8 protein-coding genes are annotated in these 14,427 nt (G+C 69.6%); 6 read left to right on the forward strand and 2 right to left on the reverse strand.

Annotation, left to right across the window (positions count from 1 at the left end; all coding sequences use genetic code 11):
- The 6 genes from dnaA to Pla163_RS00030 all read left to right on the forward strand — a co-directional run bounded on the left by dnaA (position 1) and on the right by Pla163_RS00030 (position 11,966).
- Entirely contained in the window at positions 1–1,890 is a 1,890-nt protein-coding gene (gene dnaA / locus Pla163_RS00005) for a chromosomal replication initiator protein DnaA (protein ID WP_145181651.1), read from the forward strand.
- Positions 1,891–3,365: 1,475 nt separating this feature from the next.
- Complete coding sequence (dnaN, locus tag Pla163_RS00010; RefSeq protein ID WP_145181654.1) at positions 3,366–4,469, forward strand: DNA polymerase III subunit beta; 1,104 nt, start codon at positions 3,366–3,368, stop codon at positions 4,467–4,469.
- A 26-nt stretch (positions 4,470–4,495) separates the two neighbouring features.
- On the forward strand, positions 4,496–4,969 hold the full coding sequence (locus Pla163_RS00015) for a DciA family protein (protein ID WP_145181657.1): 474 nt from the start codon (positions 4,496–4,498) through the stop codon (positions 4,967–4,969).
- 5 nt (positions 4,970–4,974) lie between these two features.
- A complete protein-coding gene (gene gyrB, locus Pla163_RS00020; RefSeq protein ID WP_419186141.1) occupies positions 4,975–7,527 on the forward strand; it encodes a DNA topoisomerase (ATP-hydrolyzing) subunit B in 2,553 nt (850 codons plus the stop codon).
- A gap of 139 nt (positions 7,528–7,666) precedes the next feature.
- The gene (locus tag Pla163_RS00025; RefSeq protein WP_145181660.1) at positions 7,667–10,750 is read left to right on the forward strand and encodes a hypothetical protein; all 3,084 of its coding nucleotides are present in this window, start codon (positions 7,667–7,669) and stop codon (positions 10,748–10,750) included.
- A gap of 415 nt (positions 10,751–11,165) precedes the next feature.
- Positions 11,166–11,966 (forward strand): GspE/PulE/PilB domain-containing protein, encoded by an 801-nt coding sequence (locus Pla163_RS00030; protein ID WP_145181663.1) that lies wholly within the window; start codon positions 11,166–11,168, stop codon positions 11,964–11,966.
- 234 nt (positions 11,967–12,200) lie between these two features.
- Here Pla163_RS00030 and Pla163_RS00035 read toward each other — a convergent pair whose 3' ends face one another.
- Both Pla163_RS00035 and Pla163_RS00040 read right to left on the reverse strand, forming a co-directional pair.
- Positions 12,201–12,764, reverse strand: coding sequence for a Sec-independent protein translocase subunit TatA/TatB (locus tag Pla163_RS00035; RefSeq protein ID WP_145181666.1), 564 nt, complete (start codon positions 12,762–12,764; stop codon positions 12,201–12,203).
- 143 nt (positions 12,765–12,907) lie between these two features.
- The gene (locus tag Pla163_RS00040; RefSeq protein ID WP_145181669.1) at positions 12,908–14,209 is read right to left on the reverse strand and encodes a hypothetical protein; all 1,302 of its coding nucleotides are present in this window, start codon (positions 14,207–14,209) and stop codon (positions 12,908–12,910) included.
- Positions 14,210–14,427 lie beyond the last annotated feature (218 nt).

A 14,427-nucleotide genomic window follows, 5' to 3' on the forward strand; every position in this document is an offset into this window, starting at 1 on the left:
ATGAATCAGCCCAGCGCCTTCGACCCCCTGCCCGACCACGCCCCCGCCGCTCGACACGGGGTCCATGGTGAACGGCGGGTCGACGGGTCGCTCGCGGCCGAGCACGGACCGGGCGAGCCGGCGGGACACCTGCCCAACTCGGAGCTCGCGCTCGTGTGGGAACGCGTGCGCCGCTCGCTCCAGGAGCGCATCCGCCCGGAGCAATTCCACACCTGGTTCAAGCAGGCGGAGCTGCGTTCGATCGGCGACGGCGCCGACACCACCGTGACCATCGCGGTGCAGAACAACTTCACCAGCTTCTTCATCAAGACCTACTACATGGAGCAGCTGGCCGACGCGCTGCGCGATGCGCTCGGCGGACCGCGTCCGGTGGACCTGCTGGTGGATGCGGGCCTGTCGCGCGGCGAGGGGCTCGAGAACGATCGCGCGCTCGAGTCGGCGCCGCTCGACGGACAGCCCGCGCCGTTGCCCGCCCCGCACGGAGCGCAGAACGGATCCTTCGGCGGATCCCTGCACGGGTCTCTGGAGGGCGGTGACGGACGCGCCGATGCACTGCGTCCGCAGGCCGACCTCTTCCGCACGCAGGATCCCGTCGGTCGGGGCGCGGGAGGAGGGCTGCACGGGGAAGGTGCACAACACGGTGGTGCACAACACGGTGGTGCACAGCACGGTGGTGCACAGCAGTCCGGCGCACAGCAAGCCGGTGCGGGTCACGGCGCGTCGAGCCGCGGGCTCGTGGACCGCTCGATGCTCGAGCGTGAAGCGCTCGAACGTGACTCGATCGGACGCGACGCCCAGAAGCGTCCGCGCGACACCTTCGGCGATCCCGCGCTCGAACAGCCGCGCGGTCGCCTGCTGTCCGCCTCGGACGTCGGACTCAACCCGACCTACCGCTTCGAGAACTTCGTCGTCGGACCCTGCAACCGCTTCGCGCACGCGGCGTCGGTCGGCGTCTCGGAAGGTCCGGGCCAGACCTACAACCCGCTGTTCCTGCACGGCAACGTGGGTCTGGGCAAGACGCACCTGATCCAGAGCCTGTGCCACTCGATCCTGGTCCGCGACCCGGGCACGCGCATCCTGTACCTGTCCTGCGAGTCGTTCGTGAACCACTTCGTGGACGCGCTCGACAAGGGCGACCTGCAGCGCTTCCGCAACAAGTACCGCAACGTGGACGTGCTGGTCGTGGACGACATCCACCTGCTCGCGAACAAGGAGCGCACCCAGGAGGAGTTCTTCCACACCTTCAACACGCTCTACAACGCGGGCAAGCAGATCGTGCTGTCGTCGGACTCGCCGCCCAAGGACATCCCGACCCTGCAGAACCGCCTGGTGTCGCGCTTCAAGTGGGGACTCGTCACCGAGATCGAGACACCCTGCTACGAGACGCGCCGCGCGATCCTCAAGCGCAAGAGCCGCGAGAAGGGCAACGAGCTGCCCGACGACGTGGCGAGCGACCTGGCCGAGGCGATCACGGCGAACATCCGCGAGCTCGAGGGCGCCGTCACGCGCCTGCTCGGCTACGCCGCCCTGTCGAACCAACCGGTGACCGTGGCCCTGGCGCGCGAGTGCCTGCGCGACCTGTTCGAGCACGCCACCTCCCAGCCGAACATCGACGACGTGCTGCGCGTGGTGACGAGCCACTTCCAGATCCGCCTCGTCGACCTGCAGTCGCGCAAGCGCACCCACGCCATCGCGTTCGCGCGGCAGGTGGGCATGTACCTGGCGCGCAAACTGACGCGTCTCTCCCTGCAGGAGATCGGCGGCCACTTCGGCGGCCGCGACCACTCGACCGTGCTGTACGCCGTCGAGCGCATCAAGGAAGGCATGCAGAAGGACGCCGAGATCCTGGAGACCGTGCGGCGCGTCGAGAGCGCCCTGGCCGCGCGCTGACGGACGCGGGGCCCGCCGCGCCGCAGCGGCGGGTGTGCGGGCTCGACCGAGCCGGCGTGGACGGATGGGGGCGAGCGCGCGCGGTGCTGCGTTGCGTGGAGCGGCCAGTGAACCACCCAGCCCAGCACCGGCTGGCCGCACTCCATCGCACTCGAACGGGCGCCGAGCGTGGTGAGCGGTCCAGCGCGAGCGGTTGACCGCATCCGCTCCGGCACGGTGCCGGCTCCGTGCCGACGAACGATCCGGCCCCGACGACGCGCCCGACCAGGCGCTGCGTCACGCCACGCCCGGCGTCGTCCGGGCCGGCATCCGACCCCGTCGCGACCTGTCCTCGACCGAACCCCGGCGGCGGTGTCGAAGGTGCCTGGAAGCCGCGCGCTCGGGTCGCGCGAACCTCGCCGGCGAGCCCGCTCCGCGCCCCCTCCACGGGCCCCTGGGCGCAGCCTGTCCGAGTGCCGTCGAACCGGCTCGCGCCGCGCTGGCGAAGACCCCCTCGAAACCCCGTCGGAACCTGCTGTCTTCGGCCTGCGCAACCATCCGTCGGGACCCCTGTTTCGCTACCATATGGCGTTCGACGAAGGCCCTCTCGGGTCCCGTTGCGAGGCGCGGCCCACTCGCTCACCAACCACTCGCTCACCAACCACGCGCTCACCAACCACGCGATCACCGCTCCTCGAGTCACCGGGTCCCGAGTCGCCGTCCCACCGTTCACGCAACGGCGCGACGACCGCTCGAGGCCCCGCGCGCTGGAGCGTCCCACTGCGCGGTGACGAGCGATCGCGACCGCACTCCCCACATCCGCTTGTGGAGAGCCTTCGGAGAACGCGTTGGCCGAGCCTTGGCGGCCCGTTCAGCGACCCCTGACAACTCCTGGAGAACGACGCTCCGACTCCACAGCCCTCCACCGCTGCGCGGCCGACGCGCGGACCCCGGTGGACAAGTGCGCGAGTCCTCCACGCCTCTCCTCAGATCGTCCACCGATCGCGCGCCTCGAACCACAGCCGCTCGAACTCCACAACCCACGTCGAAACGCCGACTTCCGAACCGTCGCACCGCCCCTCTCCACAATTCGAGGGGGTGCCTATTACGACGAATAGAAAGACAGAGAGCGCGCGAGCCCCTCCGACCCGGCCCGGTTCGAACGGCCCGCGGCGGTGCGACTCGGACCCTCGACACGAGCCAGCCGCACGGCGCGCGACCACTCGATCCACACCCCCACCGCCGACGAGCAGCGATCGACACCCGCTCGTCCCATCGACACCCGAACCGGCGGCGACACGCGTTCCGCCGGACCCACTCGGGAAACGGCTCTACGACTCCCCCACCCACCGCGACTCGCAGCGCTCCACACGTCCCTCGCGGACACCGCTCACGGACACACCTTTGCGGAGCGCTGAGATCCGACGGAACCACGACCCATCGCCTCGGCACCAACCCGGCCCCGGCGGTCGCGACCCCAACCAACGAACCTTCCGATGAAGCTCCTGTGCGACCACCAACGCCTGCGTGAGGGCCTCGCCCTCGTCAACGGCATCATTCCGAACAAGGCCACCCGCCAGGCGCTCGAGAACGTGAACCTCGTCGCGAAGGACGGGACGCTCGAACTCGTGGGCACCGACCTCGAAGTGGCCCTGCGCCTGTCGATCGAGGACGTGAAGGTCGGCGAACCGGGCACGGTGCTCGTTCCCGGACGCGTCACCGCGGACTTCGTCCGCGACCTGGTCGGCGACACCGTCTCGCTCGAGACCTCCGGCGAGAACAAGCTCATCGTCTCGAGCGGCAGCGGTCGCGGCGAACTGCCCACGTCGGACCCGGACGAGTTCCCGGTCGTCGCGCGCTTCGAGGAGAAGGGCGCCCTGAGCGTGCAGGGCGGCACCTTCCAGAAGCTGGTCGCGCGCACCGCGTTCGCCTCCGCCAAGGAGCAGGGCCGCTACGCCATGCACGGCATCCTCGTCATGGTCGAGGACGAGACCCTGCGCATGGTCGCCACCGACGGCCGCCGCCTGGCCGTGTCGTCCGCACCGATCGTCGGCGACGGCGGCCCCCCGCGCCGCGCCATCGTCCCGACCAAGGCCATGCAGGCCTTCCAGCGCGTCATCACCGACCCGCTCGAGCAGGTGCAGCTGCAGTTCACCGACAGCCAGCTCGGCCTGCGCACCAAGCGCGCCGAAGTCTTCGCGCGCCTGATCGACGGCGAGTTCCCGCGCTACACCGCCGTGGTCCCGACCGAGACCTCGCACCTGCTCGAGGCCGATGCCGAACAGCTGGCGCGCCACCTCAAGCTCGTGTCGAACGTCACGACCACCGACGCCCGCGCGGTGCGCCTGTCCCTGTCGACCGGGCGCCTCGAACTCTTCGGTCGCTCGGCGGCCGCGGGTCAGGCGTCGGCCCAGATGGACGCGGACTTCAAGGGCGACGACTGCGACATCGCCTTCAACCCGGACTTCCTCATGGAAGGCCTGCGCAACTGCGAGTCGGACGTGGTTCGACTCGAGTTCAACGACCGAACGAGTCCCGGCAAGTTCACCCTCGGCGAGAACTACGTCTACGTGGTGATGCCGATCACCGTCGACATCTGAGCGCTCGCGCTCGCGGACACCACTCGATGGGCGGACCCAGCAGGAGATACACCCGTCGCGGGAGCGGCCCGGCCGGTGATGCGGCCGCGGCTGCGAACGCCGAACGGGAACGCATCCGCAAGGAGTCCTTCGAAGCCATCGCCGACCGCCGACCCTCGCACGACGGACGACCCCAGAAGAACGACCTGCGGCACGGACGCGGCGCGGTTTCGCTCGGCGCGATCCTGAACAGCCTGGTCCGCGAACGCGACCTGCGCAAACGCGACCGCACCGACGACGCCTTCGAAGCCCTGCGCGAAGTGGTCGGTCCGTCGCTCGCCTCCCGACTCACACCACAACGACTGCGCGGACGCGAACTCAGCGTGCGCGTCGACTCGGCCAGCCTCTACCAGGAGCTGGTCGCCTTCACCGGCCGCGGCATAGAGAAGCGCTTCGCCGCCACCTGCGTACGACGCGGCCTTGCGGGCGTCGACAAGCTCACCTTCCGGCAGACGACCTGAACACGATGACCGAATCGACCGACAACCAGACGAACGAGATCGAACCCGCCGCTGGCGAGACGAGTGAGGCACCGGCCGAGACGCCGGCGCCGAAGCCCGTCAAGCAGAGCACGGCTTCGGAGCTCGGCACGGCACCCAAGCAGGCCGAGTACGGCGCCAGCGCGATCACGGTGCTCGAGGGCCTCGAAGCGGTCCGCGTCCGTCCGGCGATGTACATCGGCGACACGGACGTCCGCGGTTGCCACCACCTGATCTGGGAGGTCGTGGACAACTCGATCGACGAGGCGCTGGCCGGCTTCGCCACCAGCTGTTTCGTGACGATCGAGGAGGACGGCAGCATGACCGTCGTCGACGACGGCCGCGGCATCCCCGTGGACATGCACGTGAAGGAGGGCAAGCCGGCCGTCGAGGTCGTGCTCACCAAGCTGCACGCGGGCGGCAAGTTCGACTCGGGCGCCTACAAGGTCTCGGGTGGTCTGCACGGCGTCGGCGTGTCCTGTGTGAACGCGCTGTCGGAGTGGCTCGAGGTCAGCGTCCACCAGAAGGGCAAGATCCACCGCATGCGCTTCGAGCGCGGCGTCAAGGTCAAGGAACTCGCCGTCGTCGGGGAGACCGACAAGACGGGCACCGAGATCCGCTTCATGCCGGACTCGCAGATCTTCTCGACCACCGAGTTCGAGTGGGATCGCATCGCGCGCCGCCTGCGCGACACCGCGTACCTGATGGGTACCCAGGGCGTGCGTCTGCACCTCGAGGACCGTCGCACCGGCAAGAAGGAGGACTACCACTTCCCGAACGGCCTGGTCGCGTTCGTCGAGTCGCTCAACAAGACGCGCACCGTCATCCACCCCGACGTCGTGCACTTCCGCAAGGAGGTGCCGCTGCCGAACGACCCGGACACGCTGTACACGATCGAGATCGCGCTCCAGTACTCCGACGCGTACCAGGAGACGGTGCTCACCTACGTCAACAACATCAACACGCACGGCGGCGGCACGCACCTCGCCGGTCTGCGCGCCGGATTGACGAGCACGCTGAACACCTACGGGAAGAACTCGAAGATGTTCAAGGACGACAAGGTGCCGTCCGGCGACGACTTCCGCGAAGGACTGACGGCGGTCATCTCCCTCTACATCCCCGACCCGCAGTTCGAGGGTCAGACGAAGGACAAGCTCGGCAACCGCGAGGCGCAGGGCGTCGTGCAGTCGGTCGTCGGTGACGCGCTCGGGACCTACCTCGAGGAGAATCCGACGTCGGCGAAGGCGATCCTCAACAAGGCCCAGCGCGCGATGCAGGCGCGCGAGGCGGCCAAGCGCGCGCGCGACCTCGTGCGGCGCAAGACGGCCCTCGCCAGCGGCAACATGCCCGGCAAGCTGGCCGACTGTCAGAGCACGAACCTCGAGGAGTCCGAGCTGTACCTGGTGGAGGGTGACTCGGCCGGTGGTTCGGCGAAGGAAGGCCGCAACCGACGCTTCCAGGCGATCCTGCCGCTCAAGGGCAAGATCCTGAACGTCGAGAAGGCCACCGCCGACAAGATGCTCGGCCACTCCGAGATCCAGGTGATCATCTCGGCGCTCGGGTGCGGTATCGCCGAGGAGTTCAACCTCGAGAACCTGCGCTACGGCAAGACGATCATCATGACGGACGCGGACGTGGACGGATCGCACATCCGCACGCTGTTGCTGACGTTCTTCTTCCGTCACATGCGCCCGTTGATCGAGTCGGGCCGCCTCTACATCGCGCAGCCGCCGCTCTACAAGCTCAAGCTCAAGAGCAAGGAGCAGTACATCGCGACCGAGGCCGAACTGCGCAAGGTGCTCGTCGAGATGGGCGTCGGTTCGATCACGCTCACCGACCGCATCGCGAACAAGGAGTTCACCGGCGTGGCGCTGAAGGAGATCGCCGACGCGCTGCGCATCCTCGAGGGCGCCGTCGAGAGCGCGATCCCCGGTTGGACCCAGGTCGACCCGGTCGAGTGGCTCAACATGTGGGACGGCACCGAACTGCCGAGCGCCTGGGCCCGCGCCGACGGACCCGACCAGTTCATGAACAGCACCGAGGAACTCGAGAACTTCCTCGAACTCCAGCGCGGCGCGATCGGTGGCGGCGAGCTGCTCGTGTACACCGGACCCGAGAGTTCGGTCGACCGCCAACAGGCGCACGTGCAGTCCGCGCGCTTCCCCGGCACGAAGTCGGTGGCCGCGGCCGTGGCGAAGCTCGAGGAACTGGGGCTGAAGCTGCGCGGCGGCGGCGACTTCGAGGTCAAGGGCGGCAAGAACACCGTGCTGGCCACGAACCTCGTCGAGCTCGCCAAGGCCGTGCGCGAGAGTGCCCAGGGTCAGATCGACATCCAGCGCTACAAGGGTCTCGGTGAGATGAACCCCGATCAGCTCTGGGAGTCGACGATGGATCCCGAGCGCCGCCGCCTCTACCAGGTGACCCTCGAGGACGACATCAAGGCCGACGAGATCTTCACGGTCCTGATGAGCACCGGGGTCGAACAGCGGCGCGAGTACATCGAACGCCACGCTCTCGAGGCCACGAACCTCGACATCTGAGCGCGGACGGGCCGGCACTCCCCGGGCGACGAACCCTCGGGGACTGCCCGCGCCACGGACCGGGGCCGCGTGGGTCGCACCGAGCGACCGGCGCGGCCCCGCTACAATCCGCGGCCGCTTCTTCGAGGCGCCGCCCACCATGATCCACCGCTCCATCTGTGTCCTGGCGCTCGCAGCGCCCGTCGCGTTCTTCGTCGTTCGGTCCACGACCCAGGCTCCGGTCCAGGTCGAGACCACTCGGAGCGAGGCCGCGTCGACAGCGAACAGTTTCGACGCCCTGCTCGCCGGTCCGACCGCGGCGAGCCTCCAGAGCGCCGAGGACACCGTCGCGCCCGCCGGCACCTGGCAGGTGGAGGGCGGCGGCATCAACCGCGCCCGCATGACGGCCTCGACGCCGGTCATCGCCGGACCGCTCGAGAAGACGATCACCATCGACCCGGGCGGAGAGCTCGAGGCCGAGCCGATCTTCGACCAGGAGACGCTCGTCACGGTCCGCTCGAACAGCAAGGGCCAGAAGATCCTGCAGCTTTGGAACCTCGAGACGGGGCGCCCGCTCGGCGGCGAGAAGACCTTCGACACCTCGGCGCGCATCGCACCCTGCTTCGTCGACGGCGAGTTGGTCGTGCGCGCGGAGGACGACACGATCGAGGTGCACCGCCTCAGCGGCAACGGTCTGCGCCGCATCGACCGCATCCGCGAGAAGGATGTCGTGATGGGGCACCCGCTCTTGGTGAACGACAGCGTCGTCGTGCCGATGGGCGACAGTCTCGTGCGCCGCGACGTGCGCGTGAACGATCCGGTCTGGAAGGTCGAAGGCGCGTTCCGCGGCCACGTGGCCTTCTCGGACGGGAAGATCTACGCCGTCGACTACGACGCGACTTCCGGCATGTGCAGGCTCGCGGTGATCGACTTCGCGACCGGCGAGGTGAAGGGACGCCACGCGGTCGGTCGCGGCGCGGGCGGCGTGCCCGAGCTTCCCGGCGAGGACCGCGTCACCGCGCGCGGACTGCTGGCCTTCGTACAGACCGAGAAGCCCCTCGGCGTGAGCGGTGGCATCAAGAGCAACTCGGTCGGCATCGACCTGTCGAAGGATCCGAACGCCGTCACGCCGGCCGCGATCCTCGGTTCGACCTTCATGACCGAAGCCCCGGCGATCCTCGGACGCGGGTGGCTCGGCTTCTACGACCACCCGATCGAGGGCGAGAAACTCGTCGCGACGCTCTCGCCGCCCGAAGGCATGGGCATCCGTCAACCGACGCGCCTGTCCGGCAAGGGCTGGCACCAGGAACTGCTCGAGCACCCCCAGGCGCCGGCGTTCGCGCGCGAAGTCAGCTACTTCGGCGGACTGGCCTGGGACGCGACGACCTCGCGCATCCTGTGGCGGCAGAACGAGCTCGACGGCCCGACGCTCTACCCGTGCGAGAAGGGCGTCATCGCCGTGCGCGACGGACGCAGCATCGAGATCTGGCGCCCCACGCGCCACATCGTGGAAGGCGACGAAGTGGTGCCCAGCGCGCCGCCCACCGAACCCGGCGACGGCCTGCTCGTCCTGCGCGACGGCAAGGTCGTCGAGGGCGAGCTGCGGTTGCGGGCCAGCGAGCGCGCCAACGAGATCGAGTTGGTCGGCGGTTCGTCCACGCGCCGCTACCTCGATCGCGATTCGCTCTTCGCGGCGCTCGACGACGGCACGTTGCTCTACGCGGCGGACACCCAGGCGCTGATCGATGGCCTGCGCCGACTCGGCGACCGCGTCGAACTCGAGGCGCTCGACAAGGTGCTCGGGCTGGCTGCGAAGTCGGGCGACCCGAAGCTCATGCGCAAGGTGCTGATCCAGGCGCGACGCCTGCGGATGGAGGACCTCGACGAGTTGCAGGAGGCCTACGACGAGGCGCGCAAGCTCGACGAGCCCGACATCAGTCGCCGCAACCTCGAGAAGGCCGAAGAACGCTTCGACGAGGTCGGGACCGCGCGCGGCGAGCTGTACTGGAAGGCCGTCGAGTCGATCTGGGACGACGGTGAAGAGGTCGTCGACGATTGGGGCGACGTGGTGACGCGCAAGCTGCCGCGCCGTCAGTACCGCCTGCTCGAACTGGTCCTCGACGCCGACCCGGGCTTCGAACCGGCGCGCGAGAAGCTCGAGGAACTCCTGCCCGACGAGATCGATCTTCCGGTCGGCCGCGGCGTCGTCGAGTGGGTCGAGTTCGCCGAGGTGAACGCGTACCACCCGGTCGAGATCTGGTGGCCGACGGACGGGAATGCCGACGAACTGACCTGGGAGCAGGACAAGCTCGAAGAGGCGCAGATCGGCTGGCGCGACGACCTGACGGGCTATCGCTCCGAACGCATCTTCATCATCACGCCGCTGAAACGGCCCGGAGGCATCGCGCGCTGCATGCACCTGGCCGAACAGCTGTGCGACATCATGGAGGGCATGTTCGCCGGCGGCACGAACGAGCGCGACCTGCAGCCGATGGTCATCCTGCTGTTCGAGACGCGCATGGAGTACATCGAGCAGTCCACCAAGGGCGACCCGGCCTCGCGCTCGATCATCGCGCAGACGGCCGGCGTCTACACCCCTTCCGAGAAGGTCTCGCGCCTCTTCCTGCCCGACGAGACCGACGACGGTGCGTGGGCCGACATGATCGAGACGCTCCTGCACGAGCTGACGCACCACTGGGTCGACTGCCGCAACGAACGCATCCCGGAGACCGACGAGCCGCGCACGGGTCGGACGTTCGCACAGCCCGGCTACTGGATCGTCGAGGGCTTCGCGTCCACCACGCAGTTCTTCCTGCTCGACCCGTTCGTCGGCACCTACGAGACCGTCAACCCGCGCGGCAACCGCATCGACGTGATCGCGAACGCGCGCGACGACCAGCTCCTGCCGTGGAAGCTGCTCTTCCGCCGCCCCCACAACCAGCTGTGGAGTCTCAGCAGCCACTCGTTCGACCAGTTCCCGCTGACCTGGACGCTCGGCGGCATGCAGCAGCCCGGTGGCGTCGGCCTCTTCTACGCCCAGGCCGCGACGGTCAGTCAGTACCTCTACAACGCGGACAACGGCCGCCGTCGCGAACAGCTGTACGACTACGTCATCAACTACTACACGTCGAACGAGCCGATGCTGTCGATCCAGGAGGCCTTCGGCATGAGCGAGGACCAACTCGGCAAGGCCGCCGTCGACTGGGCGCGCGAGGTCGTGGCCGAGAGTCTGCGCGAGGACTGAGCGGTCCGGACTCGTCTGCGGTGCGGCGTCCGAGGTCCTCCCGGTCCGCGGGCGCCGCGCTGCGTTCCGGGGCCACTTCGCAGGGCGACATGACGGGGTGCCCGCGCGAGCCGTTCCGAGCGAACTCGAGTGGCCGCACAGGTCCCCGCGGCCGAACGGATCGGCGCTCGGGGCCGGGAGGAGGCTCGCGGGCGAGAACCGGCGCCGCGTGGTTCAACACTGCGCCGAGCCGGACCGAGCGGCGTCAAAGCCTGGCGGTGGCGGGGCTTGTGAGGGCTGGCCGCGCCCGTTCGCGGCGCTCGGACGCCCGCGCGCCCCCCGTCGGATCGCGCGCCCCCGCGTCTTTCTGCGCCGCTGGGTGGAGGCGACGTGCGGACCGGGTCGATCAAGACCCGTCCCCCTTCGCCCACCCCACGTGAAGAACAAACAACGCCTCGACCACGAACTGCTCGCCGAATCCCTGCGCGACCGCCGCATGGTCGAGCCCAAGACGCTGGAGCACGTCCTCCACCAGTGCCACCAGACCGGCGCCCTGTTCACCGAACAGCTCGTGCGCGACGGCGTCGTCTCGGACTGGGAGCTGGCCCAGGTGTGCTGCGAGGCGTTCGGCCTGCCGTTCATGCCGGTCGACCTGTACGAGCCCGACGTCGAGCTGATCGCGCTGTTCGAACCGCAGACCCTGCGACAGAACGCGCTGGTCCCGCTCGAGCGTTTCGGCAACGTACTCGTCGTCGCGATGCCGTGCATGGTGCCGTCCGAGGTACTCGACGACATCTCGGACCGACTCAACGTCAAGGTCATGCCGGTGGTCGGTTCGGTGCGTGCGAACGTGCGCTTCCTCGACGAGAACCTGCCCGACGTGGCGACGGAACTCGCGCGTGTGGCCGAGGAGGCCGACGGCGGTGCCTGGGCGGACGTACTCGACATGGCCGATGCCGCGGTCCAGGTCGACCTGGTCGGTGCGGAGGCCGAAGCGGCGCTCGATCAGGTCGAGCAGGCGGGCGAAGCGCTGGCCGAGGCCGAAGCGGAGGCGGAGACGCTCGAGTTCATCGGCGACACGTCGCTCGACGACCTGGGTGAGGATTCGCTCGAGCTGCTGGGGCTCGACGTGGACGCCCCGCCGGCGCCGTTGCCCGACCAGACGACCGAACCCAGCGCGGAGTCCGACCCGATGGACCTCATCGACAAGGACCTGCGGCTGCGTTTCGACGACTGACGGCGTTCGGGCCGCCGTGTGGCGCGGTCGCACCGGTCGCGGGGTCCGTGCGGTTCGGCTCGCGTCGTTCGCGCGGTGCCGTTCGCGCGGTGCCGTTCGCGAAGCAACGTTCGATGGACCCGGTCCGCCGGGCACGGACCGCTGGCCACCCGTCGGTCGGCGCCGTTGGAGAAGCACCGCTCGCGAAGCACCACTCGGCGGCTCCCGCGCACCGACCGCGAACCCGCCGGCGCGTCAGTCCCGGTGCCCGGGATCGCGCGGCTCGGGATCGGGAGCCCGTGACGCAGCCGGGTCGGGAGCCGGCTTCGCGGCGGACGACGCGCCGTCGCTCTTCGTCGCCGACGACTGCTCGGGCCCATTCGCGTCCGCGCCACCGCCCGCGCTCGAAGCGGTCCCGGCGCCGTGCGCCTCGTCGATGCGGGCCGACTCGGGGTTGCGCTCGACGCCGTCCGCGGGCGGTTTGGCCGTGCGGATCGAGTCCTCGAGGTCGTCCCGCACGCCGGTCACCGAGCGCCGCACCGCATCCTTCGCGCTCTGTACGGTCGGGATCGGCGCGGTCAGTTCACGCGCCTCGCGCTTCAGCGTGTCGCGCGTGTCCCGCAGCGCGCGCTGGGCGTCGCGCAGGTCCTGGTCGAAGCCCGACGAACGGCGCAGTTCGTCCAGGTGCTCGCGCGCCACGCGGATGCCGTGCAGCACCTGTGCGATGACCTCGGGCAGACGGCGCCCGAAGAGCAGGACCGCGACGACCGCGATCAGGATCCACTCCTGGATGTTCGGCAGGTTGAGGGCCGGCAGCATGGCGCGGGATGGTAGCGCGGCGAGCCTGGGCGGCGCGCCCCGCTGGGGTCGGAATGGGCGCGAACGAAGGCGGGGGCCGCGCTCGGAGCCGATCTCCGCGCGCGACCCCCGCCGCCATCCGCCGTTCGCCGCCGGTCGCGGCCCTACTTCAGCGTGATGTCCCCCAGATCGATGATCTGGGCCTCGGTCACCACGCGCACCTCCCAGTGGTGCTCGAGCCGCAGATTCAGGTCGAGCACCTCGCGCACGAAGTCCACCTCGGCCCACTGGACGGCGTCGCGCCCGCGGCAGACCAGCGGGTACTGGATGCGACCGTCGTCGCGCGAACGCACGGTCTTCGCGCCCTCGCCCTTCATCAGGAAGTTGCCGGTCTTGAAGTAGACGTCGATGTAGTCGTGCGACAGCGGATTGCCCTGGGCGTCGAGCACGCGCGCCATCAACAGCACGTCGCGCTCCTTGTACTCGATGCGCTTCGAGAGCACTTCGCCGGCCTTCATGGGCCCGGTCATCTCGATCCGCGTGACCGTCTCGCTGTTCGGGCGGCGCAGTTCGACGATCAGCTCGAGCCCCAGCCCGACGTGCGGGATCGTGACCTGCCCCGTGTCGGTGACGCGGCGCAGCGGCGGAGGCTCGATCGACGAATCGGTGTCGCGCCGGACCGCGCGCACGCGAACGTCGAGCTCACCGCGCAGGGCACCGCCCGCCGTTGCATCGACGATGGTCAGGTCGAGCGACGCGGTCGGCCGGCCGGTGAGCGTCAGCACCGCGGGGTTCGGCTGTTCGATGTCGACCTCCATCGTCGGCACCTCGCGGAAGACGCCGACCTGGGCGAGGGTGAGGCGGCTGCCCGCTTCGAGCTCGCCGACCCACTCGCTGGCGGCGAACAGGTTGGCGACCTCGTCCACCGTGCTCATGGGCGCGATGGTCAGGTCGTACTGGTCGATGCCGTCGTCGGCGCGCAGCGCGACTTCGCCGCCGGTGAGCGGCTTGCCACTGGCATCGGTCAGGCGCACGCGCACGTCGGTCGGCGTGCGCAGCGGACACTCGTGCGGCCCCCCGCTGCTGCGGAAGTTGCGTGCGAAGTAGCGCCCGTTCTTGTGCGCGACGACGAGCATCCCGTCCTCCCACAGCGGCACCTCGCAGATGCCGTTCATGTTCGTGCGCACCGAGCGGCCGAGCAGGGCGACCTTCGTGAACCAGTCCTGGTCGGCGATGCCGCGCTCCTCGAGGTTCCAGTCGCGCCCGCGCTCTTCCTCGAGCATGAAGATCTCGGCACCGCTGACCGGTTGGCCCTCCGCGTCGATGACTTCGAAGCGCGCCATCCCGTCGGGGATCGCGTCCTGGGCGGGGTCGACGGTCGCGGTGCCGGCGACGATGCCGGACGTCAGCGCGAGCGTGGCGGCGGCGAGGAGGGCGAGGCGAACGAGCGGCGAGGGGTTGAACACGGAGGGTCGAGTCGTCGAAGGGGTGGCGGTCGCGCACGGCGACGGGTGTCGCGCGGCGCGGTGGGCGCGGTGGAGCGGCCCGACACGGTACCCCAGCGGGGGCGGCGCCAGGCCCGGTGCCCCAACGCAGCCGGGCCCGCGGCGGTTCGTCCACACCCCGAGCGAACCTCGCGCGCCACCCCAGAGCCACCGCGGGCCCCCGCCCTCCCAGAGGGGCC

The organism is Rohdeia mirabilis (assembly GCA_007750655.1).
Classification (GTDB): Bacteria; Planctomycetota; UBA1135; order UBA1135.

Excerpts from the sequence above, each read along its gene's own strand:
- Pla163_RS00035 (WP_145181666.1), bottom strand. The coding sequence starts at position 12,764 with ATGCTGCCGGCCCTCAACCTGCCGAACATCCAGGAGTGGATCCTGATC.
- gyrB (WP_419186141.1), top strand. The coding sequence starts at position 4,975 with ATGACCGAATCGACCGACAACCAGACGAACGAGATCGAACCCGCCGCT.
- Pla163_RS00015 (WP_145181657.1), top strand. The coding sequence starts at position 4,496 with ATGGGCGGACCCAGCAGGAGATACACCCGTCGCGGGAGCGGCCCGGCC.
- Pla163_RS00025 (WP_145181660.1), top strand. The coding sequence starts at position 7,667 with ATGATCCACCGCTCCATCTGTGTCCTGGCGCTCGCAGCGCCCGTCGCG.
- dnaN (WP_145181654.1), top strand. The coding sequence starts at position 3,366 with ATGAAGCTCCTGTGCGACCACCAACGCCTGCGTGAGGGCCTCGCCCTC.
- dnaA (WP_145181651.1), top strand. The coding sequence starts at position 1 with ATGAATCAGCCCAGCGCCTTCGACCCCCTGCCCGACCACGCCCCCGCC.